A 22409-nucleotide genomic window follows, 5' to 3' on the forward strand; every position below is an offset into this window, starting at 1 on the left:
TGACGCTTTGCTGAATCAGCAGAGTGTTCCTGTACCACCCCCGAACGACTTAGGAGATCGGTATGCCCCAGCCCCACGAGATCAAGATCACGGTGACCTCCGCCCTCGCCGAGCACCCGTACCAGCACGACTACGACCCGCAGGCAACCGCCACGAGCATCCTGTCCGACACCCTCACCGCCTTCGGCTTCGCCAGCGACGGCACCACCCGCTACTACCTGTTCCACGACGGGCACGAGGTCCCGCCCGAGGCAACGGTGGGCGAGCTGGCCGGGCACGCCAAGGCCCTCCACCTGAAGCTGCGCACCGAGACAACCAACGGCTAGAGCCCGGGAGTCAGTCGTGGATCTCGAGAGCCGTCTGCGGCTGGCGGGCGACGTCCCGGCGGTCGAGGAGTTCCTCTCCTCGACCGCCGGCCGCCTTCACCACCGCGACCAGGACCCCGACGGCCTGTTCTGGGCCGAGGTGCAACCGAACAACGGTGAGCGCGCAGCGTTCATCGCCCGGATCGAGTGGACGGTCTACCCGGACCGGCCGCCCTCCCTCGTCTTCGTCGAGTCGATCGGCGCCTCCGGAGTCGGAGCGCCCAGTGCCTGGCCGGAAGCGAACGGCTACCGCTACGGCTCCAACGACGTGTGCAAGCCGTTCACCGCCGAAGGCCAGGGGCTCCACCCTGAGTGGAGCAGCGGGCCGCACTCCTGGCGGAGCTCCGGCAATCCCTTCCTGTACGTGGTGGAGAACGTGCAGGACGACATCGATCGCATTGACGGGAGGCGTGCCGGATGACCACCGACATGAGGAAGCTGGTGCTGCCGGCCGGCGCGGTCGACCCGGTGCTCCAGGAGATTCGGCGCCACGGGCTGGCCGACCAGGAGACCGGAGCGCTGCTGCTGACCGGGCAGTCGGACATGCGCGTGCTGGTCGTGGCGGTGGCCGGGAGGGCTGGGATCGTGCGGGGTCCGGGTCTGTTCACGGTGAGCGCGGTCGCGTACGACCGGCTGTTCACCTTTGCCGAGGAACGGTCCTACCGGGTGCGGGCGATGATCCACTCGCACCCCGAGCAGGCTTTCCTGTCGCGGACCGACCGCGCGTACTCGTTGCGGGTGCCGGGGTTCATCAGTGCTGTCGTCCCGACCTACGCGGCGCCGCCCGCCGACCCGGCGTCGTGGGGGTGGTGGCGTTTCGAGCAGGACTGGGTGCCCTGCACCGCTTCGCGGGTCGACCCGGCGCTGCCCCTGGCGCGCACGGTGATGTTCGACGAGGAGGGTGTCCGTGAGTACTGACTACAGCCGCAGCGTCCGCCTGGGCGGCCTGGCCGCCGGCGTGGAAGAGACCACCCTGCGGGAGCGGATGGAGGGCATCCTGATCCACCTGACGGCGGACGGGCGCCTGCCCGCGGCCGCGGAGACTCTCGAAGTACTGGTGGCGGACCTGCGCCGGTGGCCGGTCCGGCTGAGTCTGGACCCCGGCCGCGGACCGGGACGGCTCGACGACGAACTCATCCGCAGGCTGGTGGACACGGCGGCCGGGATCGATCCGGACCGGACGCTTCGCATCGGTGAGGCCCAGAGCAGGGCGCTTCTGCATCTGCACGTGGGAACCGCACCACCGCTGGGTACTGCGGTGGCCGGTGCGCCGGACGGACACGGGGTCCGTCTGCGGCACACCGGTCATCCTTTCCCTCGGCTCAACGCGCCCGGCACCGGGCTGGGCGCGGTCCTCACTGCGGCGATGCTGGCCGGCGAGGCGTTCAAGGTCGTTGCCGGGCTGCCGGAGGGGAAGTTCCAGGAGACCCCGGTGGTGGACTTCTGCCCAGTCCTCCCAGGTGAGCAACCTGGGATCGCCGTCGCCCCGCTGCCTGCGCTGGAGCAGGTGCTGCTGGGCGGGGGCGGTGCGATCGGCACTGGCATCGCCCTGGTCCTGGACCTGCTGCAGGTCTCCGGCGAGTTGACGGTGGTGGACAAGGAGGTCTTCGAGAAACCGAACGTCACCTCATACAGCATCGGCACCCTGGCCGACGCGACTGCGGGCCTGCCGAAGGTGCAGTTGATCGACGCACGCCTACGACGGATCGAGGTGACCCCGTTCCACGGGACGATCCAGGCTTCCATCGAGGCCGTCGATGCGGGCACCCTGCCGTGGCCCCGGATCGTCCTCGGGGGACTGGACAGCGTCGAGGCCCGGCACGACCTGCAGCGGCTGCAGGCCGATCTCACCCTGGACGGCAGCACCGGCGGCCCGGTCGGCACCACTGTCGCCCTGCACGAGGCGCTGCCCACCGGCCCCTGCCTGCGCTGCTACTTCAAGGCCAACCACACCGTGAAGAGCGCGGAGCAACGCCTGCATGAACTGACCGGGCTCCCGCTGTCCCGAATCGCCCGCGGGCAGGAGCCGTTGACCGAACGGGACCTGGAATGCCTGGACAATCAACAGCGGGAGCTCGTCGGGCAGTTCCTCGGACGACCGGTGTGCGGGCTGATCAACTCGGCTGAGCTGACCGGTAGAACGAACGACGGGTTCCGTCCTTCGGCCGCGTTCGTAGCCCAGCAGGCCGCCTGCTTGGTCGTCGGTGCCTGGATCGCACGCAGCACGGGCCTGGTCAGCGGGCCTCCACGACGCATCGAGTACGACACCCGCTTCGGCCCCCGGCCCGACCAGATGATCGATCACCGGCTTCCCACCCCTGGGTGCGTCTGCCAGAAGGACGCCGCTCTCATCAACCACATCCGACAAACCCGACGTTGACGTCTGGCTGGAGGTGGGAGCAAGGAGCGGAGTGCGCAGGTGGTGACGGGCCCGACCATGGTGCAGTCGGGCCCGTCATCTGTTTCAGGCACGCTCAACGCGTTCGTCGTGCCGTGATCAACGGCGCCGTGCCCGCGATGCCGGTGATACCGGCATTGTCCGCGAGGCAGACATGTGATCGTTGGGGCGGTTGACCCGGGTGGCTTCCTGGGCTGGGGCGTACAACGGGAGATCCGCGGTGCGGCGCAGACGCCAGACGAGAACGTCGCTGACGGAATCGGCGGTGTCCAGTTCCCGGCCGACGGCGGCCTCGGCGAGCAGGGCGCGGGGATTGTGGCCGACGAGCTCGGCGTCGGCGAGGGTTGCGGCCAGGGCGTCCCAGCCGGGCTCGGCCAGGACGGTCTCGGCTAGTTCGGGCAGGGCGGCGCGCAGGGTGGTGGCGTGGTGGCGGCGCAGGGACGGGGCGCTATAGCGGCCACGCTCGCGCAGCACGGCGAGGGGTTCGGCGGCTGCCTGCTGGTAGGCGGCCCGCAGGTGCGCGGCGGCCCGGCGCGCGGCTTCGGCCTGCTGGGCGTGCTGACGTTGGGCGTGCCAGTGGGCCGCCGCGATGGCGAGGAAGACCAGTGTGTCCAGGACCATGGCGGTGCCGGCTCCGTCCTCACCCCGTCCGAACGCGGGCCCGCTGTACACCAGGTCGCGGGCTGCACGGCGCAGGTCCTGCGCGTGGCGGAACTCGGCTCGGGTGTGGGAGCGGGAGGCCCGCTCGAACTCCCAGGCCGCCTGCCGCAGTTCGCCGCGGGTGTGGAGGGCCGAAGTCTTGGCGAGGGCATCGAGGACCTCGCCGGCGGCGGCGATCTGGGCGGCAGCCGCGCCGTCATCGGTGCTGTGGTCGAGGAGGGTTACTGCCGCCCAGGCCGCGTGGGCGGTGGTGCGCCGTGCCGTTGCGGGTGCCGAGGACGCGGTAGAGCGTTCCGGCCGCTCGCTGTCGGCGGTCCCCGGTGGGATGGAGTCGGTGGTGAATCGTGCCTGGATGCGGGGCAGGGACAGGTCCGGGGCGAGCGTGGAACCGGCGTAGAAGATCGGCTCGTTCTCCCCGTTGCGGTCACCGGGCAAGGCGACCGTGTAGCCCTTCAGGTCGCCGGAGGGCAGCACTTTGGTGCGTACGAGCAGCCCGGCGTCCTTGAGTCGTTCGAGGAACTCGTCCGTGGAGGCGGCACCGGCCACCGCGCGGCGCACGGTCTCGCGCAGCTCCTCGCGCGCAGCGCGGTCCCAGCCCAGGCGATCGGCCTTGTGCCGCTCGGCGCTGGTGGTGCGCTTCGCCGCGGTGCCGTCGCCGGGGGTGACGCGGTGGAGGTCGTAGTCGGCTTCGATGAGGCGGGCTTCGGCCTGGGCGCGTTTGCCGGAGCGGTGGTGGTCAGGGCGGCGGCCGTCTTCGCGGACGAGGGTGGCGATGATGTGGATGTGGTCGTCCGCGTGGCGGACGGCGGCCCAGCGGCAGCCGGCGCCGTCGCCGGGGTCGATGCCGGTGGACGCGACGATGCGGCGGGCGATGTCGGCCCACTGGTCGTCGGCCAGGATCCGGTCGTCGGGGGCGGCGCGCACCGAGCAGTGCCACACGTGCTTCTCGGGTCGCTGGTCTTGGTCGAGGAGGTGGAGGGGCTGGTCGAGGAGGTGAGCGAGGTCCTTCTTCGTGGCCGAGGGGTCGCGGCCGGGGTCAGGGGCCAGGTGGTCGAAGGAGGCGACCAGGTGCGGGTCGACGTGCTCCTCGTGGGTGCCCTTGCCGTAGAGGTAGTGGAGCAGGCCGAGGGTGCTGCTGCCCTGCCCGTGGATGCTGGGGATCAAGCGGCCTCACCCTCCTGCTCCTGGCGGTTGGCGACCCGGTCGACGGCCTTCTTCGCAGCATTGGCCGCGCGGTGGACGTCGGTGAGTACCTCCTTGAGATAGGGCACTTCGCCGCCGGAGTTGAGCGCCTTGGCCACCTGGTTGAGGTTGCTGCCGGCCCAGCCGAGCTGCCGGCGCATGGCGAACAGCTCGGTGAGCACATCGCGTTCGGTGGCAATGGTGACGGCGGTGCGGGACTGGTCGCGGGCGGCGGCCAGCGCGGAGTGCGCGAGGAAGCCGGCCACACTCATGCCGACGGCATCGGCGCCGGTCTGGATGAGGGCGTGCTCGTGATCGCTGAGGCGGACGCTGTGAGCGGGACGCTGCTTCTTCTCGCGCAGACGCGCCTTCCCCTTGATCTTGGTCCGGCGTGTATGGCCGGCCTTTCCTGGCTGCGATCCGCCCTCGGTCGCAGCCTCCCCGGCCGGCGCCCCCTGGCGCCGGGTGGGCCCCGCCACCCCCGGGGCGGGGTCGGGTTCGGGCGCTCCCCCTGCGGGGGAGTGTCCGAACCTCCAACTTGCTGTGCTGTCTGGGGCTGGAGTGGTTGTTGATGCCTGCTGGGCGTCGGGGGTTCCGTGGTGCGGGTCGTGCATGGATCCGTTCTCCGTTGGGGTGCTGGTGCCGGGTGCTTCGCTGCGCGCGGCCCCCTTGCCCTGTGCGCTGTTCTGCGCGGGGCACGGGGGATCTGGAGGGGTGAGGCGATCGGTGCGTTTGCGGCAGGTCAGGCGGTGCCGACGGGGGCTGTGTCGAGCTCCCTCTGCCGCTGCGAGGTGGCTTCGTCGAGTCCGTGGAGAGGCTCGGCCTGGCCAGTGCGCTCGGCCTGTAGTTGGTCGCGCAGGGCACGGGCGCGGTTCTGCCCGATCCGTAGTGCGCTGCGCAGACGCTCGGCGCTTAGCCGGTCGTCGCTCCAGTCGGCGGTCAGGCGCCGGGCCTCATCGAGGACTTCGGCATCGGTGCGGGTGCGGTCGGCGGTCGACTTGGCGGTGGCGGGGACCCGACCGGTCGCCCGACGCGGGGCGGCTCCGGTCGACGCCGCCGCAGCGGCAGACCGGGGCGGTCGGGGGGCGGTGACCGACCCGCCGGCCACAGTCGGCCTCGTCTCGGGCGCCTCGGCGACCTTCACGGAGGGCGACTCGGTCAGCTGCTTGGGGGCCGATGCGGCCTGGTCAGACCTCGACCGTGTCGCCTGCTCGTCAGCTTGCTGACCCCCCGACTCGGCACAGGCTGCTTCGGCAGAGCCGGCCGACTCGGGGTTGTGGTGCAGCACCTTCGCCACGAGGTCCGACCCGAAGTAGATCGACCCGACCGGGAGCGAGGTCGCCAGCAGTACGAGAGCCCAGTTCGCAGGGGCCCAGTCGGCCAGTCGGCCCCACTGGATCGACGTGGTGTGCAGGGCCGGAATGAGGCCGTGCACGTAGTTCAGGAGGAGGCTGGCGATCGTGTAGGTCGCCAGGACCCGCAGCGCGAACGTCCGGTCAGTACCGGTCAGCACAAGCGTGGCGACCAGCGCGAGGGCCATCAGCCCGTCGACAACGATCGGGTAGAGCAGGGCTGCGGTGGAGTCGGCGCCGATGGCGCGGGCCACGTCGGACAGCGCGTTCCACGAGACCCGGAAGGCCATGAGGACGACGGCCAACAGGCCGACGACGAGGGTGATGCGTCCCAGGCGGTTCACGCGACGACCCCCAGCGGGTGTGAGTGCACGGTGGTCGGGGCGGGCGGGAGCAGGGCGATGCCGGAGCGGATGCTGCGGCTGCCGCGTATGGCAGCCGGGGCGCTCGGGGCAGGGGAGTGCAAGGGCGGGCTCCAGGGCGGGGAAGTGAGGCTTGTGGTGCAGGGGTGAGGGGCGCTCACGGAGGGGGCGTTCACGCGGGCCCCCTTCTAAAGGGGGCCCCGCGCGTGATCGCTTGGGCGCGTGTACGGCGTGGACGCTCACGTGATCGATTGACCTGCGGTTTTGCGGTGAGCGTGGACGCTGTGAGCGGTTCACGGTGGGGGGTTCGCGTGAGGGCCGCGTGTACGGTCGCGTGATCGCTTCGCGCCGACCGACAGGGGGTTCAGCCGACGGCGGTGAGGTGGCGTGCGGAGGCGTAGTAGCGGGTCTGCTGCCCGCCTCCGGCTCCTCCGGCGGCGCCGTCGGCCCTGGTGGCCAGGCCGCTGTCGACGAGGCGGGCGAGGTGGCGCCGTGCCTTTTCGACGTCGGCGCGCTCTGGGTCGCCGCCGCCGATCAGGATGGCCGCCAGGTCGCGCGCGGTCAGGCCGCCTGGGGCGTTGCGCAGCAGGACGGCGGGATCCTTGGTCGGGTCGACCGTGGTGGTGCCGCGCTTGTGGTCGTGAGTGACGTCCAGCGGGCCAACCTCGCCGGTGGGGGTCTTGAGGTGGTGCAGGGTGACGGCAGGGTCGCCTGCCCTGCCGGTGACGAACAGGACGCTGCCCGCGCCGGCGGTGATCCACGTTGAGCCGTAGACCTGGTCCAGGCTGGGGCGCTGGCCGCGCGGTGCGTCGGCGGTGGCCTTTCGCTGGTGGTGCAGCTCCAGGATCTCCACGCCGCCTCGCAGGGCGCGCATGCGGGCGTTGTGGAAGGCGACGGCGAGGCTGTCGTCGACCATCGTGCTGACGGCGTCCTTGAGGCTGTCGATCACGATCGTGTCGGCCTGGTGTGCGGCGGCGAGGTCGGCGAGGAGGTCGGGTTCCTTGTCGAGGGTGGCGGGCAGTGGCCCTTCCCAGACGACGAGTCGGTCGCGAAGGATCGCTTCGTCGGTGTCGAAGACCCGGCGGGCCATGGCCTTGGCGATCTGCTTGGGTCGGTCCATGGCCAGGTAGAGCACCCGCCTGCTGGGCGCGACCGGCATCTCCAGGACCGTCTCCGACAGGCCGAGGCGGGCGAAGATCACCTGGTGGGCCAGGGTGGTCTTGCCGACGCCCGGAGCGCCGACGATCATCAGGCTTTCGCCGGGGGCCCAGACGGTCTTGTCACGTGTTCCCCAAAGAGGCTCGGCATCCGCGCCGGACTCCTTGACGAAGGACCATCCGTCCGTGGCGAAGCGGTTAAGGCGCCCCTGGCCCGAGGCCAGCGCCCGCTCACGCTCGGCTCGCATCTCCGCCTCGACCTCGCTGCGTATCGCCTCGGGATCGGCGCCCGGCTCCTGGGCGCGCTGGACAGTGCGTATCGCAGAGGCAAGCAGCCGGCGCAGATTGGCCTTCTCACGGATGATCTCCGCGTGATGCTCTGCGCCGCCGGTGCCGTAGTGCACGTCGGCGAGCTGGAACACGTAGGCGTTGCCACCGACTCGATGCAGATCACCCTGCCTTTCGAGTAGCTCGGTGAGGGCGATCGGGTCGGTCGGCTTGTCCTCGCGGTGCTGGCTGAGCAGGGCACGCCAGATGGTCTCGTGCGCGGGCCGGTAGAAGGCGGCGTCGCCGAGTACGGACCGGACAGTGTCGATCACGTCGGCGCTGTGCATGCAGGCGCCCAGGACCGCACGCTCGGCGTCGATGTTGAACGGGGCGTGGAGCATGTCCGTCGGCGGCTCGGCGTCAGCGGAGACGGCGGGGGATGGCGGCTGCGGAGTCAGGGGCGTACCCTGGGACATGAAGCTCCTCTCCTGCGGGCCATATGGGACGGCAATCCCGGCCAGGCAGGTTGATCGCTAGGGATGGCGGTTTTAGAGGTTTGCGCTTTGAACCCCTCGGTGTCGCGCCGAGGGGTTTTCTGTGTCTCGGGTCTCCGGTCGGTGTCTGGGCAGGACTACCAGGATGCCACGTGATCTGCGAAATGCAATACATCTCTGCTTAGTGCAGAGAGTGTCGATGATCACTACCTATGCGTATCGCATTGATCCCCTGCCATGCGCAGAGCGTGTGGTACAGTTTCAGCTCCCTGCATATCGCAGGGGCGCCCTGCGACAGGAAGGAGGGGATGGATGGCAGACGACGAGACCCCCGAGGGGATCTTGCTCAGCGGCGAGGAGAACGCCGCTGTACGGATCAAGCTCGAACGCGAGCGGCGCGGCTGGAGCACGACGGCTCTGTCCGACCGCCTGAACGAGGCTGGCTTCGAAATGAACCCGTCCGCGGTCTGGCGAATCGAGAACCGCAAGCGACGCATCAATCTCGATGAGGCGATCGGGTTCGCCGAGATCTTCGGCGTTGACCTCCGAAACCTTGCCGGCCCTCCGCAGCTCGCTGCGAAGGGCCGCGCCATGGAACTCATCGACAAGGTCGTCGCCGCCCACCAGGAGACCCAGCGCGCCCAGCACGTGTTCACCCGCGCTCGTGACGACTTCGACGCCTACATCGCTGAACACCCCGACATCCGCGAAGAGGCGGAAGCGATGGTCTCCAATGCAATCGCCGAAAGCCTCATGAAGATGAACGCGGAGATCTACGGGCCCCCGCCCGACACGCAATCCGACCCTGAGCACGCGGACTCCGCTCCCGACGCGTAGCGCCTCCGCCGCCCGACCTGGGCCCCGCAAACCCCCAGGCGCGGAACCCACCGCACACATCCCGAGATCAACCGGCCAGGCCGGGGTTGCCGCCCCATCGCCTGCCAGGAAACGGACTTCTCCTTGCCCGAAAACGCCGTGCCCATCACCCAGATCGCCCAGCTCCTCGGCGTCTCCGAGACTGAGCTGCGCGCTCTGATGAACCAGCGCGACGCCTCCCACGGCGATGCCACCCTCGTCGGCCTCACCGTCGCCGAAGCCGCACGGCGGATAGGCATCGGCCGCACCAAGCTGTACGAGTACGTCTCCTCCGGCGAGATCTCCTCCGTGAAGATCGGCCGGCTGCGCCGCATACCTGCCGAGGCGCTGAACGACTTCCTAGCCAGGCGCCCGGACTCGGCGGATTACACGACCGCGGCCTGAAGGGGGCGGAATGACCAAGTCCCCGAAGTCCCGCCAGCCCAACGGTGCCTCCACCATCTTCCTCGGCAAGGACGGCCGCTGGCACGGCTACGTCAGTGTCGGCGTCAAGGACGACGGCAGTCCGGATCGCCGCCACGTCAGCCGCAAGACCCGCCCCGAGATCACCAAGGCCGTACGCGACCTGGAGAAGCAGCGCGACTCCACGGGCGTCCGCAAGGTCGGCCAGACCTGGACGGTCGAGACGTGGCTGACCCACTGGGTGGAGAACATCGCCGCGCCCAACGTCGGCGAGAACACCATCGACGGCTACCGCGTGGCGGTCTACCACCACCTCATACCCGGCCTGGGCGCCCACCGCCTGGAGAAGATGGAGCCCGAGCACCTGGAGCGTCTCTACCGGAAGATGCAGGCGAACGGCAGCGCTGCCGGAACCGCTCACCAGGCGCACCGCACGGTCAAGACGGCGCTCAACGAGGCCGTACGCCGCCGCCATCTCACCATCAACCCGGCTTCCGTTGCCAAGGCCCCCAAGGTCGAAGAGGAGGAGGTCGAGCCGTACACCCTTGAGGAGATCCAGCGCCTCCTCCTCGAAGCGGGCAAGTACCGCAACCACGCTCGCTGGGTCATCGCGCTCGCGCTCGGCCTGCGCCAGGGCGAGGCCCTCGGTCTGAAATGGGAGGACGTGCACTTCGAGGAAGGGGTGCTCGTCGTACGCCGGGGCCGCCTGCGGCCTCGCTACAACCACGGCTGTGGCAACAAGTGCGGCCGCAAGCCCGGTTACTGCCCCCAGAAGATCAACACCCGGCGCGAGACGAAGGACACCAAGACCCGCGCCGGCAAGCGCTCGATCGGCGTACCGGAGCAACTGCTGACCCTGCTGCGACGGCACAAGGAGGAGCAGGACCGCGAGCGGACCCTAGCCCGTGACCTGTGGGTGGAGAAGGGGTACGTGTTCACGTCGCCGACCGGCGAGCCGCTCAACCCCAACACCGACCACCACAGGTGGAAGGACCTGTTGAAGGCCGCCGGCGTCCGCGAGGGGCGACTCCACGACGCCCGCCACACCGCCGCTACCGTGCTGCTGATCCTCGGTGTCCCCGAGGCGGTCGTCGACCGCATCATGGGCTGGGAGCCCGGCAAGTCCGCCCGGATGCGCCGCCGCTACCAGCACCTCACCGGCACTGTGCTCCAGCAGACCGCCGCGAAGGTCGGCGCCCTGCTGTGGGGGCCGACGACCTCTACGCCCGCATCGGCCTCCGGAAGCCCCGAGCCCGGCCCGAGCCCGGCCCCCGTCCCAGCGGACCCGACGGTGTACGTCGCCCGACTCGGCGAACGCCTCATCCCGTTCCTGCACCGCGAGCACGCGGACGTGATGGCCGTGCAGTGGGGCGCTGACCATCCCAACCATGCGGCAGAGGTGGAGGAATGGGACCGGGAGAAGTGGGAGGACAAGGGCCCCGGCGGCGCGCGGGCCATCCGCGACAAGATGCCCGACCGCCGGATCGTCCACCACGCCCACGCGGTGTACTTGTCCGGCGGCGACCGGCTCAACATCGGCCGCGATGCCCAATGGTCCGTGATGGCCTGGGAGTTCGAGACCGACCTCTACACGGACCTACCGGTCCGCTGGCACACCACCCGCCGTCCCGGTCAGGAGGTCGAGGCCCAGGTGCGAGGCACGGACGCGGACGCCGTCTCTACGGCCTACGCCGAGGCTTGTGCACAGGCTGTGGATCGCGCGAAGAACCCCGGCAAGTACGGCGATACACAGGGCTGATGTCCACCGAGTCCTGAGGGGGACGGCAGAGCGGGGCCTCGACCGATCGGGTCGAGGCCCCTCCACGCATGAGTCGACTGCCTGTAGCAGGCGGTGTTCCGCCGATCGCCGAGGCTGATGTCCTAGCCAGGAATGCCAAGGTCCTTCAGGTAGGTGAGACGGGCGTTTATCGCCGCTGAGAAGTGCCGCCAGTCAAGGCTTTCCACCAGCTCGATGGGCTTGGGGTTCTCGGCCGAGGACGTGACGTAGCACGCGGCGTCGTAGAGCTGTTCGGCCATGAGGCGCTCGCAGAAGATCCCGAACCGATCCTGGTACGAGGTGCCGTGCCAGATCTCGTCGGAGGGCAGGGCGCCCTTCGCGGTCTTGACCGGCCGCCGGGAGCCTTCGCCGTCCTGCATTATGAAGAAGTAGCCGAGCCAGGGCTTCTCCTTCGGGTACAACTCGGCGAGCGCTGCGCGGCGGAGGTCCACCGCGCTGCCGAGTGCTTCCTCTACCCGGTTGTTGTAGTTGTTGCCGAAGGACGGCCCTCCGAGCGCCTTCATCTCGAAGGCCGCGACGAGTACGCCCTGGTGAACGACTACGAGGTCCCACTGTTTCTGCGGCCGGTAGTAGCCGGGCAGCTCCAGGCCCTGGGACTTGCTGACGCGGATGCTCTCAGGCGGGAAGCCTGCATCCAGGAAGAACTTCGCCAAGAGGGTCGCGATCACATCGAAGTGCTTGCCACCGCGTACCGATCCGGCTGTGCCGGCGCCAACCGCGGCTTTGATCGCGGACTGCTCGTTCTGGAGCTGTTTCGCACCCCAGTAGGCCGCAATGGCGTCTTCGAAGTCTTGGCGGGTGACCGTCAAGATCCGTCCCTCCCTAGTCAGGCAGCTCGGCGAGTCCGTAGACGCGAAGCGCGGCCTCCGTGGCGGCCTTCACGTCGCGCTTGTCGAAAGCCTCTGCAAGGGCAACCCGGTCGCTCTCGCTGATCGCTGCGGGGTCGGGCACGCGGATCTTGCGGAGGTACTGCGCCTGGAACCGGAGAGTCCCCCCTCGCATCTTGACCGCGTACGCCTCCACGAACGCTTCCGCGACCTTGGAGAGCAGCAGACCACCGAGTACGCGCATGTCCCAGACGTCCGAGACGATGAAGTACAGGTTGTGGTGAGGGTACAGGCCGCCTTCATCGAGGACCGGATGGATCGTCAGCTTCATGTCCGGAAACAGCAGCTTGGGGCGCTCGGTCAGACGGTGGTCGACCTTGTCGATCGTCTTGTACCAGCGTTGGGGCTGCTTGACCGCGATGTAGCGCTTACGCAGGGCGGCACCGTGCTCTTCGAAGTACTTGAAGAGCCGGGGGTGTGCGGTGAGGTCTACGAGGTCGCCTTCGGCAGTCCACGGGTTGACCAAGTAGGTGCCGTGCCAGTTCAGAGTGCCGCTGGTGGTGTCACGGACCATGGCCATCGGCAACAGCCGGTCACGTTCGACGAGGGTGTCGTCGTCCGTGAGGAAGACCTTGTCGGCGCCGGTGGCGATGCCGATGCCGACGCGTGTGCCGGTCTTGTCGTCCTCCAGCAGCCGGAAACGTTCGGTCAGCTCCTCCAGGACTGCCAGCCTGGCTGGTGACGCGGCCGGCCACGAGTCCTCGTCCGGGAACCAGTGCGGCATACGCGCGGCCTGGAAGGCCGGGGTAGTGATCGACTCCGACGTGCCCTTCGTGTACCAGTCGGCGAAGTCGTGGGCCTGGGTGCTGCCGAACGCGCGGGTGGTGTCCGCTGCAACCGCCTCGCCTTGGGAACGGTTCGAGATGATCGTGATCGCCGGATAGGCCGAAACTTGATCATCGAAGGCGTCCACGTCGTGCATGACGAGTGCCAGATCCATGCTGAAGCGACGCTTCACCAGCTGCCGGAGCCGACTGCCGTACTGGTTCCGCATCCAGCGGTCCGCGCAGATGAAACCCAGCCGGCCTCCGGGCTTGAGGCTGTGCAGCGCGATCTCATAGAAGCCGACGTAAATGTCTGCTCGGCCGCCCATCGTGGGACAGGCGCTGCGATAGGCGGCCATCCGATGGTCGGGGACGTCTTCAAGGCGAATGTACGGAGGGTTGCCCACCACGTAGTCGGCACGGTGATCGGCGTCGGACTGCAGTAGGTAGTCGCCTTCTTCGACCCATGCTGCTGCCACCCGCTGAGCTTCCTCGGCCTGCCATCCCTCATCCACCAGCTGCTTCTCGATGACCGCACGGCTCTGCTTCACGTTGCGCTCCAGCAGGTCCAGAGCACGAACCGCCGCGAGCGCGTCTGTGATCGGTCGATTGTGTGCACGGCAGGAGGCACTGATTCGCGATGCCACAGCCACCAGGAATGCACCCGAGCCGCAGGCCGGCTCGACGAGCTTTACGTCGCAGAGATCCTTGTCGGCCGTGTAGCCGAGAAGGTCGAGGATCAGGTCGACCACCCAGCGTCGCGTGAAGACCTCGCCGTGCTCCACGGCTTCCGCGGGAAGAGCAGGGAGACCGTGGAGATCGGTGTCAGGGAACAGAGGAGTGGCCACGTCCAAGACCCTACTAGGGACAATTCCGGTCGGAGTCGATGTGCCCTAATGAGTGGTGGTGGGGTCGAACCATCCTCGACCGAGCCGCTGTCAAAGCTTCCAACGAGATCGGTGTTGCTGGACGTAGGAGAGTCGGATGCGGTGCTGTGACTGGATAGTCAAGGCGCCGATGCTTTCGCCTGTCACGGCGTTGATGACTCGAAGATCGTCCGTGAGGAACCGAGCACCTCTGTCAAAGAGGATGTGGCAATTCGGACACAGGCAGAGGACGTTCTCGATCCGGTCGGGACCGTTGTGCGGAGCCCCGAGAGCCTGGATGTGCGCTGCCTCGCTGTATGCGTACGGAGGCATTGGCAGTTCGAGGATGGTGCCGCAGAACTGGCAGGTGTCGTCGTACCAGTCCTTGACCTGCCGGGTGACGCGGGTATCGCGATCTTGAGTCTGGACGACGGACGTTCTTCGCTGAACCGGTGCATCGGGCAAGTCGGCGATGGGTTCCTCGGTATGCCAAGGCGATGTCACTGGAGCGCTGTCCAAGCTTGCAGCGGCCCGCATGGCGATGCCGACCTTAGCTATGGGCTCCTCAAACTGGCTGGTGCCCGCTTTGGAGAGGTCCGAGGCGTCAAGAATGGAGCGTCGCACGAGAGACCAGGCGGCTTCGATCAAGTCGGCGTGGATGATGTCTGACATTTCCGCGACGGCGAGCCCAGCCGCAATGCGAAGAGTGTGTTCACCCACACGGAGTGTGAAGGCGGCCTGCTCCTCGTCGAGGGTGTCAGACAGATCTGACTCCAGAGATCTGACCGCACCCCACTTCTCCGCAGCGGCGTCACTCAGTTGCACTTGGCGTTGACCACCGACCGCCCAGCCGTACGCGTCGACCAATGCAGTAGGCGGTCCAGCCAGTACCGGACGGCCGGCACGAGGGCGACCGCGGAGTTTGAGCGGAAGGAAGCGGGAGTAGAAGGCGTCGTCTCCGGGCGAGTAGGGCCGCTGGTTCCAGGCCCCCTCGTCGACGCTCCAGAGGGCCCCCACCATGGGAGGTATGCGGTCCTGTTCTCTCTGGACGGGCGTCCGCTTCTTCGTGCCAGCCCTCAAGAAGTTGCTGCCGTCCCAAGCCTGACGCAGGGCGTGGTTGAGCTCACTCTGGAGTTGGGGCTTCCCTTCCCGGGTCCAGCGGAACGGTGAACTGTTCAGCAACGTGCTACGCAAGGCGGAAGTGTGCCTGGATGGATACCGGCGTGCTGAGTCCACTGCCGCGAAGAGGTGCGCCACGCTGGTGACCGGGTCGCGACCTGCAACTGAGGTGAAGTTCTCCCGCAGCCGCAGTGCACGAACCACAGACAATTCAGGGCCTTGAGGCGGGTTCCAGCTGTCCCCCACAAAGGCGGTCCACACCAGAGGCGGTCGCAACCCTGGAAGGTACGACTGAACCTTCACGGTGGGTGCGATCGCGGTCGACCACACAGAGAGGGCTGCGGCGTAGATCTCCTCGGCGTGCAGATCGTCTGACGGGCTCAGCTCACGTGCGAACTCTCCGAGGGGACCGTGCAGGGTGACTCCGTCAGCGGGCATCGCCTTCTCCTCGTGCGGCTGTCTGCGCCTCCCGGTCGGGCCGGCTGCTCCGGAGCATGATCTCTTGCGGTCGGCGCTCGGATCATCGGAACTGCAACCAAAACTGCAACCACGCACGACGAAGGGCCCCACCGCGAACGGTGGGGCCCTTCGACATCGTGCCCGGTGAGGCACTGGCGGAGGATACGAGATTCGAACTCGTGAGGGGTTGCCCCCAACACGCTTTCCAAGCGTGCGCCCTAGGCCACTAGGCGAATCCTCCGCGGCAAACAATACAAGACGTTGAGGAGTGCTCGCGAACTCGTTCCCCCCGCTCAGATCCTGTAGCCTGTGCGCAGCCCCTCACGCGGCGCTATCTGACTGAACTCCCCCAGGGCCGGAAGGCAGCAAGGGTAGGTCGGCTCTGGCGGGTGCGTGGGGGGCGCTTGCGTTCCCGGGTGGATCCGGGGCGGATCCGGGGCCGGTCCGCGCGGGGACCCGATGTCAGCGGTCGCCTATAACCTCGTATGCGTGTCGTCTCTCGCGCTGTACCGCCGCTATCGCCCCGAGTCGTTCGCCGAGGTCATCGGGCAGGAGCATGTCACCGGCCCGTTGCAGCAGGCGCTACGGAACAACCGGGTCAATCACGCGTACCTGTTCAGCGGGCCGCGCGGCTGCGGGAAGACGACCAGCGCGCGGATCCTGGCCAGGTGCCTGAACTGCGAGCAGGGGCCCACTCCCACCCCGTGCGGGGAGTGCGAGTCCTGCAAGGACCTCGCCAGGAACGGCCCGGGGTCCATCGACGTCATCGAGATCGACGCGGCTTCGCACGGTGGTGTGGACGACGCCCGTGACCTGCGCGAGAAGGCTTTCTTCGGGCCCGCCCGCAGCCGCTACAAGATCTACATCATCGACGAGGCCCACATGGTCACGTCGGCAGGTTTCAACGCACTCCTCAAGGTCGTCGAGGAGCCGCCGGAGCATCTGAAGTTCATCTTCGCGACCACCGAGCCGGAGAAGGTCATCGGGACCATCCGCTCGCGTACCCACCACTACCCGTTCCGGCTCGTGCCGCCGGGGACCCTGCGGGACTACCTCGCCGAGGTCTGCGGGCAGGAGGCCATCCCCGTCGAGGAGGGTGTGCTGCCGCTCGTCGTGCGCTCCGGCGCGGGTTCCGTACGTGACTCCATGTCCGTCATGGACCAGCTGCTCGCCGGCGCGAGCGACGCGGGTGTGACGTACGCCATGGCCACCTCCCTGCTCGGGTACACGGAGGGTTCGCTGCTCGACTCCGTCGTCGAGGCCTTCGCCACCGGTGACGGCGCCGCCGCCTTCGAGGTGGTCGACCGGATCATCGAGGGCGGCAACGACCCCCGCCGCTTCGTCGCCGACCTGCTGGAGCGGCTGCGGGACCTCGTCATCCTCGCCGCCGTCCCGGACGCCGCGGACAAGGGGCTGATCGACGCCCCCGCCGACGTGATCGAGCGCATGCAGGCCCAGGCCGGCGTCTTCGGCGCCGCGGAGCTGAGCCGCGCCGCCGACCTCGTCAACGAGGGGCTCACCGAGATGCGGGGCGCCACCTCGCCCCGGCTCCAGCTCGAGCTGATCTGCGCGCGCGTGATGCTGCCCGCCGCCTACGGCGACGAACGCTCGGTCATGGCCCGTCTCGACCGCATCGAGCGCGGCGTGAACCTCTCGGCGGGCGGCGCCCCGCAGGCGGCGGCGCACGGCGCGCCCGCGATGCTGACGATGGGTTACGTGCCCGGTCCGGAGGCGCACGGCGGGGCCGCCCCGACCGGGGGCGTTCCGGCCGGAGGCGCGCCGATCCCGTCCGGGAGCGGGGCGGCGGCCGCCCGCGCCGCGGTCCGGGGCCCGGGTCCCGGTCAGGCGCCGGGTCAGGCGCCCGGCCGGCCGGCCGCGCCCGCGCCGGCCGAGCCCGCGTTCGCCCAGCCTCCGGCCGCCCCGCCCGCGAGCGCACCGGCCCACCCGCAGGCTCCCGCTCCCGCCCCCGTGGCGGCCTCCGCGCCGCCGGTGGAGGAGGCGCCGGCCGCGAGCCCCCAGGCTCCTGCCCCGTCCGCCCCCGGCGCCTGGCCCACCGCCACCGCGGCGGGCAGCGGGCGCCGTCCCGGCGGCTGGCCCACGGCCGCTCCCGCGGGCGGCGGCGGGCGCCCTCCGGCGACTCCGCCCCCCGCTTCCGCGGCCGCCGCCCCGACCGGTTCCCCGGCCCCCGCCTCGGCTCCGGCAGCCGCTCCCGCCCCCGCTCCCGTGTCCGGCGCGTACGCGCCCCCCTCCGGCGGCCCCGACCCCCGCATGCTCTGGCCGAACATCCTGGAGGCGGTCAAGAACCGCCGTCGCTTCACCTGGATCCTGCTCAGCCAGAACGCCCATGTGGCGGGCTTCGACGGCACGACCCTCCAGCTCGGCTTCGTCAACGCCGGCGCCCGCGACAACTTCACGAGCAGCGGCAGCGAGGACGTGCTGCGGCAGGCGCTGGCCGAGCAGTTCAGCGTCCAGTGGAAGATCGACGCGGTCGTCGACCCGTCCGGCGGCTCGGGGCCCCCGCCGACCGGCGGCTTCGGCGGCGGAGGCGGCGGAGGCGGCGGTGCGGCCGGCGGCTACGGCGGCCCCGGGGGTCACACCGGCCCCGGTGGCTACGGCGGTGGCGGCGGGTCGACGGCCCCTTCGGGCACGGCCCCGACCCAGGCGCCGGCGGGTCCCGCCGCCCCGGCCCAGCACGCGTCGCCGTCGAGACCGGCGGCGGGCGCCGCCTATCCGGCCCCCGCCCCGGCACCGTCCCGTCCGTCCGCCCCGGAGCCGGTGGCCCCCGAGGACGACACCCCCGAGGACGACGACCCCGACCTCAACGAGTCGGCCCTCTCCGGCTACGAGCTGATCGTGCGCGAGCTCGGAGCGACGGTCGTGGAGGAGTTCACCAACGAGTAGGGGCCGGTAGGGCGAGACCCGGACGCGCCCCCGACTCCGGCCCTTCCCGGCGCCTGTCGCTTGGAGGAACGCACAAGGGCGGCACCCCCCGGCTTTCGGAAGCCCGCACAGAACGCCCCCGCCCCCGCCGGTTAGGCTGAGCCCCGTGAACGTCCTCGTCATCGGCAGCGGCGCCCGCGAACACGCCCTGTGCCGCTCCCTGTCCCTCGACCCCGCCGTCACGGCGCTGCACTGCGCCCCCGGCAACGCCGGCATCGCCGAGGTCGCCGAGCTGCACCGGGTCGACGCCCTGGACGGCGAGGCCGTGGCCGCGCTGGCCGTCGAACTCGGCGCCGAGCTGGTCGTCGTAGGCCCGGAGGCGCCGCTGGTCGCCGGGGTCGCCGACGCCGTGCGCGCCGCGGGCATCCTGGTGTTCGGCCCCTCGAAGGCGGCCGCGCAGCTCGAGGGCTCCAAGGCGTTCGCCAAGGACGTGATGGCCGCGGCCGGCGTACCGACCTCGCGCTCCTACGTCTGCACCACCCCCGAGGAGGTCGCCGAGGCCCTCGACGCCTTCGGCGCGCCCTACGTCGTCAAGGACGACGGTCTGGCCGCCGGCAAGGGCGTCGTCGTGACCGACGACCTGGAGACCGCCGTGGCCCACGCGGCCGGCTGCGACCGCGTCGTCATCGAGGAGTTCCTCGACGGCCCGGAGGTCTCCCTCTTCGCGATCACCGACGGCGTAAGCGTCGTGCCGCTCCAGCCCGCCCAGGACTTCAAGCGCGCGCTCGACGGCGACGAGGGCCCCAACACGGGCGGCATGGGCGCCTACTCGCCGCTGCCGTGGGCCGACCCGAAGCTGGTGGAGGAGGTCCTGGAGACCGTTCTGCAGCCGACCGTCGACGAGATGCGCCACCGCGGCACCCCCTTCTCCGGACTGCTCTACGCGGGCCTGGCGATCACCAGCCGCGGTGTCCGGGTCATCGAGTTCAACGCCCGGTTCGGCGACCCCGAGACGCAGGTCGTCCTGGCCCGTCTGAAGACCCCGCTGGCCGGCGTCCTGAAGGCGGCCGCCACCGGCGACCTCGCCGACCTGCCGGACCTGCGCTGGAGCGACGAGGCGGCCGTCACCGTCGTCATCGCCTCGCACAACTACCCCGGCGCCCCGCGCACCGGCGACCCGATCACCGGGCTCGCCGAGGTGGCCGCCGAGGACGCCCCGCACGCGTACGTCCTGCACGCCGGGACGAAGTACGCGGGTGAGGACCGCGGCACGGTCGTCAGCGCCGGCGGCCGCGTGCTGACCGTCACCGCGACCGGTACGGACCTCACCGAGGCCCGCGAGCGCGCGTACAAGGCGGTCGGGCGCATCGGGCTCGACGGTTCGCAGCACCGCAGGGACATCGCCGCGAAGGCGGCGGCAGACGCGTAGGCACACGCCGCGGCAGGTATCGGCGGCAGGTATCAGCAGGGAACTTTCAGGCCCCGGGCCACCACGGAACTCCGCACGGAGGACCCGTGGAACCCGGGGCCTGATCGTTGCCCACCGTCGCCCACCTTTCCCCAAAGCCATTCCATCGTGTGAGCGCTGAGCTATCCGGCTGACGTGGGCCGGAGCGCCAACTAGGGTGCGGCGCAAGCGTTCCGGTGCTCGTTCCGGCACTTGGCCCACCGGCATTGCGATGTCGGTGGTCGGTGCCACAGTGGGGGAGTGACCACTGCGAAGACAGCCGGGGGAAACAGGACCGTAGGGAGGGGGTGAGGTCCGGTCGTGACCGGTACGGGAGTGGAGATGGGCGCGCAGGCAGCGCGGGCCCGGGCACTGGCGGTGCTGCGCATCCGCAGCCGGGCGCTCGCCGTCGCGCTGCTGCCCGCGGCCGCCGCGGTGATCCTGCTGGCGGGCGGTTCCACCGGGCAGTTCGTGGGCCCGGGGTGGGATGCCGCCCGCTGGGCGGTGTCCGCCGTCGCGCTCGTCGTCCTGCTGGCCGCCGGCGTCATCGGCCTGGTCGTCGCCCGCGCCCGCCCGGCGGTCAGCCCCACGGTCGCCGTCGCCGAGGAGGCGGCCCCCGACCTGTACCGGCTGGTCCGCGACCTCGCCGACCGCCTCGACGTCCCCGCGCCCTCCGCGATAGCGCTCACGCCGGACTGCGACAGCTGGCTGGAGGACCGCACCCACCGGGCCCACGGCCCGGCCCCGTCCCGCGGCGGAGACGAGATAGCCGGCCCGGGCGGCTCCCACGGCCCCCTGCACCGCCGTACGGCGGCGGCACCCGTCCTCGTCATCGGCTCCCCGTTCCTGTGGTGGATGCGCGTCGGCGAGCTGCGCGCCGTGCTGGCCCCCGTCGTCGCCGGTACGGGACCCTCGGCCCACCCCGACATAGCCGCGGCCCGGCGCTTCGTGCGCGGGCTGGACGCCGCGGTGGCCGTCTGCGCCTACCGCGGAGACCGGTATCCCGTGCTGCGCCCGGCCTGCTCGGGCATCGGCCGGATCGCCCGCCTGATGCTGCGCGGCTGTCAGATCCACGCCGGCGAGATGGAGCGGGGCGTCGCCGCCGCGGCCTCCGAGCGGGCCCAGACGGTGGACTACGGGCTGCGCATCGTCGCCCAGGAGCAGGTGGGCCTGGCGTACGCGGGCTGGGACCGCCTGCTGACGCGGGTGGCGCTGCCCGCCTGGCGGATGGGCCGCTGGCCCTCCCGGCTGGACGCGGGTGTCGTCGCCGCCCTCACCGAGCTGTCCCGGCGCGACCGGCTGGCCGAGGGATTCACCTCCCGCCTCGGCGAGCGCCCCGCCTGTGACCTGCTCGAAGAGCCCGGCACGATCGACGAGGCCGCCTCGCTGCTCGCCGCCCGCCTCTTCCACGGCGGCCCCGCGGACCCCGGGCCGGACTGGTCGCCAGTGGCCTGGGACGACTACCCGGACGAGGTGGTCGACCGCAAGTGGCGTACCGACGCGGCACGGCTCCACCGCGTACTCGACACCCTCGGCGTCCGCCGCACCGGCGACCCGACCGGCACCGCCCACCGCGGCGGCCACCACCCCGGCGCCCACAGCGGCCCCACGCTGGCCCGAGTCCTGGACCACCTGACCGACAGACCGACAGACCGACCCGACACGGATCCCGCCGCCCCGGCCGACCTGGTCGGCCTGACCGACACGGATCCCGCCGCCCCGGCCGACCTGGTCGGCCTGACCGACACGGATCCCGCCACTCCCGCCGACCTGACCGACCCGGTCGGCCTCAGGGACGCCGTCGGCTCTGTCGGCCCGACCGACCAGGTCGGCCTGACCGACGCGGATCCGGCCGTCCCGGCCAGCCCGACCGACCCGGTCGGTCTCACGGACGCCGTCGGCTCCACAGGCTCTGTCGGCCCGACCGAGCCCGCCGGCCTCAGTGACCCCGTCGGTCCCGCTGGCCCCGCCGACCTCACGAACCCCGTCGACCCGGCCGAGCCCACCAGCCTGACCGGCTCGACGGGACCCACCGACCTCACCGGCCTCCCGGCCGTATCGACACCCGTCGAGCATCCCGCCCCCGGCACCAGTGCCGACCTGGATCGGAGCCTCGACCTCGCCGCGGACCCCTCGGACACCAGCCCTGCCCCGGGCACCCCCGGCACCAGCCCCGCCGCGGCCTCTGTCCCGTCCCCCGTCCCTGCCCCCGAGCCCGTCTTCCTCGCCGATGACGAGGACCTCCTGCCTCCGAACCCCCGCAGCGCGGCGCTCGCCGCCGGGCTCGGGGCCGAGCTGGGGCGGGAGGAAGCCGCTGCCGCGGCGGCGGCGCCCCCTGCTCCGGCCGGCCCCCCGGCGCCCGGCCAGGGCCCCGACATGGCCCTCTGGGACGAGGACGCGCTCCCCCTGTTCCCGCTCCAGCCGCCGCGCACCGACCGGGAGCTCCTGGCCGATCACGTCACGGCGATGGTCTGCTGCGCCGCGATGGACACCGTAGGGGCAGTTCCGGGGCTCGACTGGCTCGACGGCCCGACCCTCCTGGTCGACGGTGAACGCGTGGCGGACCTGGCTCCCCGGGTACTCAGCCTCGTCGAGGACGGTGACGCGGTCCCCCTGCGCACCTGGCTCGTGGAGCTCGGCATACGCCCGGAGAAGCCGGTACGGCTCGGCTGAG

17 protein-coding genes, 1 tRNA gene and 1 other RNA gene are annotated in these 22409 nt (G+C 70.5%); 11 read left to right on the forward strand and 8 right to left on the reverse strand.

The genetic code is table 11. From position 1 onward, the window contains the following. The first annotated feature begins 62 nt into the window (after nt 1-62). The 4 genes from OG440_RS19395 to OG440_RS19410 are packed head-to-tail and all read left to right on the forward strand — an operon-like array spanning nt 63 to nt 2745. Nucleotides 63-326: a hypothetical protein gene (locus OG440_RS19395; protein ID WP_406008074.1), complete on the forward strand. Its 264-nt coding sequence runs from the start codon at nt 63-65 to the stop codon at nt 324-326. A gap of 16 nt (nt 327-342) precedes the next feature. Beyond that, entirely contained in the window at nt 343-786 is a 444-nt protein-coding gene (locus OG440_RS19400) for a hypothetical protein (protein ID WP_406008075.1), read from the forward strand. Continuing rightward, complete coding sequence (locus tag OG440_RS19405; protein ID WP_406008076.1) at nt 783-1283, forward strand: hypothetical protein; 501 nt, start codon at nt 783-785, stop codon at nt 1281-1283. The genes OG440_RS19400 and OG440_RS19405 overlap by 4 nt, the downstream gene beginning before the upstream one ends. Then, nucleotides 1273-2745 (forward strand): ThiF family adenylyltransferase, encoded by a 1473-nt coding sequence (locus OG440_RS19410; RefSeq protein ID WP_406008077.1) that lies wholly within the window; start codon nt 1273-1275, stop codon nt 2743-2745. The genes OG440_RS19405 and OG440_RS19410 overlap by 11 nt, the downstream gene beginning before the upstream one ends. Nucleotides 2746-2862: 117 nt before the next feature. Here OG440_RS19410 and OG440_RS19415 read toward each other — a convergent pair whose 3' ends face one another. The 4 genes from OG440_RS19415 to OG440_RS19430 all read right to left on the reverse strand — a co-directional run bounded on the left by OG440_RS19415 (nt 2863) and on the right by OG440_RS19430 (nt 8219). Continuing rightward, entirely contained in the window at nt 2863-4587 is a 1725-nt protein-coding gene (locus OG440_RS19415; RefSeq protein ID WP_406008078.1) for a relaxase/mobilization nuclease domain-containing protein, read from the reverse strand. Beyond that, nucleotides 4584-5084, reverse strand: a complete 501-nt coding sequence (locus tag OG440_RS19420) for a plasmid mobilization protein (RefSeq protein ID WP_406008079.1) — start codon at nt 5082-5084, stop codon at nt 4584-4586. The genes OG440_RS19415 and OG440_RS19420 overlap by 4 nt, the downstream gene beginning before the upstream one ends. A 263-nt stretch (nt 5085-5347) precedes the next feature. Continuing rightward, the gene (locus tag OG440_RS19425; protein ID WP_406008080.1) at nt 5348-6301 is read right to left on the reverse strand and encodes a DUF2637 domain-containing protein; all 954 of its coding nucleotides are present in this window, start codon (nt 6299-6301) and stop codon (nt 5348-5350) included. A 382-nt stretch (nt 6302-6683) separates the two neighbouring features. Then, the gene (locus OG440_RS19430; protein WP_406008081.1) at nt 6684-8219 is read right to left on the reverse strand and encodes a DnaB-like helicase N-terminal domain-containing protein; all 1536 of its coding nucleotides are present in this window, start codon (nt 8217-8219) and stop codon (nt 6684-6686) included. A gap of 330 nt (nt 8220-8549) precedes the next feature. Here OG440_RS19430 and OG440_RS19435 point away from each other — a divergent pair, with 330 nt between their 5' ends. The 3 genes from OG440_RS19435 (at nt 8550) to OG440_RS19445 (ending at nt 11274) form a co-directional block, all read left to right on the forward strand. Next, complete coding sequence (locus OG440_RS19435) at nt 8550-9074, forward strand: helix-turn-helix domain-containing protein (RefSeq protein ID WP_381302029.1); 525 nt, start codon at nt 8550-8552, stop codon at nt 9072-9074. A gap of 123 nt (nt 9075-9197) precedes the next feature. Further along, nucleotides 9198-9497, forward strand: a complete 300-nt coding sequence (locus tag OG440_RS19440) for a helix-turn-helix domain-containing protein (RefSeq protein WP_406008082.1) — start codon at nt 9198-9200, stop codon at nt 9495-9497. Nucleotides 9498-9507: 10 nt separating this feature from the next. After that, a complete protein-coding gene (locus OG440_RS19445; protein WP_406008083.1) occupies nt 9508-11274 on the forward strand; it encodes a tyrosine-type recombinase/integrase in 1767 nt (588 codons plus the stop codon). A gap of 122 nt (nt 11275-11396) precedes the next feature. On the opposite strand, the gene OG440_RS19450 is transcribed toward OG440_RS19445, so the two are convergent. From OG440_RS19450 to OG440_RS19465, 4 genes are all read right to left on the reverse strand, one after another. Further along, entirely contained in the window at nt 11397-12122 is a 726-nt protein-coding gene (locus OG440_RS19450) for a PaeR7I family type II restriction endonuclease (RefSeq protein WP_334537299.1), read from the reverse strand. Between the two features lie 13 nt (nt 12123-12135). Further along, on the reverse strand, nt 12136-13812 hold the full coding sequence (locus tag OG440_RS19455) for an Eco57I restriction-modification methylase domain-containing protein (protein ID WP_406008084.1): 1677 nt from the start codon (nt 13810-13812) through the stop codon (nt 12136-12138). A gap of 90 nt (nt 13813-13902) precedes the next feature. Further along, complete coding sequence (locus tag OG440_RS19460; RefSeq protein WP_406008085.1) at nt 13903-15387, reverse strand: HNH endonuclease; 1485 nt, start codon at nt 15385-15387, stop codon at nt 13903-13905. 174 nt (nt 15388-15561) lie between these two features. Continuing rightward, a tRNA-Ser gene (locus OG440_RS19465) sits at nt 15562-15649 on the reverse strand. A 71-nt stretch (nt 15650-15720) separates the two neighbouring features. Between OG440_RS19465 and ffs the strand changes: the two genes are divergently transcribed. From ffs to OG440_RS19485, 4 genes are all read left to right on the forward strand, one after another. After that, an RNA gene (ffs, locus tag OG440_RS19470) (signal recognition particle sRNA small type) lies at nt 15721-15819 on the forward strand. Between the two features lie 78 nt (nt 15820-15897). Then, complete coding sequence (locus tag OG440_RS19475; RefSeq protein ID WP_406008086.1) at nt 15898-18309, forward strand: DNA polymerase III subunit gamma and tau; 2412 nt, start codon at nt 15898-15900, stop codon at nt 18307-18309. A 145-nt stretch (nt 18310-18454) separates the two neighbouring features. Further along, nucleotides 18455-19717, forward strand: coding sequence for a phosphoribosylamine--glycine ligase (gene purD, locus OG440_RS19480; protein WP_406008087.1), 1263 nt, complete (start codon nt 18455-18457; stop codon nt 19715-19717). Between the two features lie 360 nt (nt 19718-20077). Beyond that, complete coding sequence (locus tag OG440_RS19485; protein WP_406011396.1) at nt 20078-22408, forward strand: hypothetical protein; 2331 nt, start codon at nt 20078-20080, stop codon at nt 22406-22408. Nucleotide 22409 lies beyond the last annotated feature (1 nt).

This window comes from Streptomyces sp. NBC_00637, assembly GCF_045161545.1.
In the GTDB taxonomy this organism is placed as follows: Bacteria; Actinomycetota; Actinomycetes; order Streptomycetales; family Streptomycetaceae; genus Streptomyces.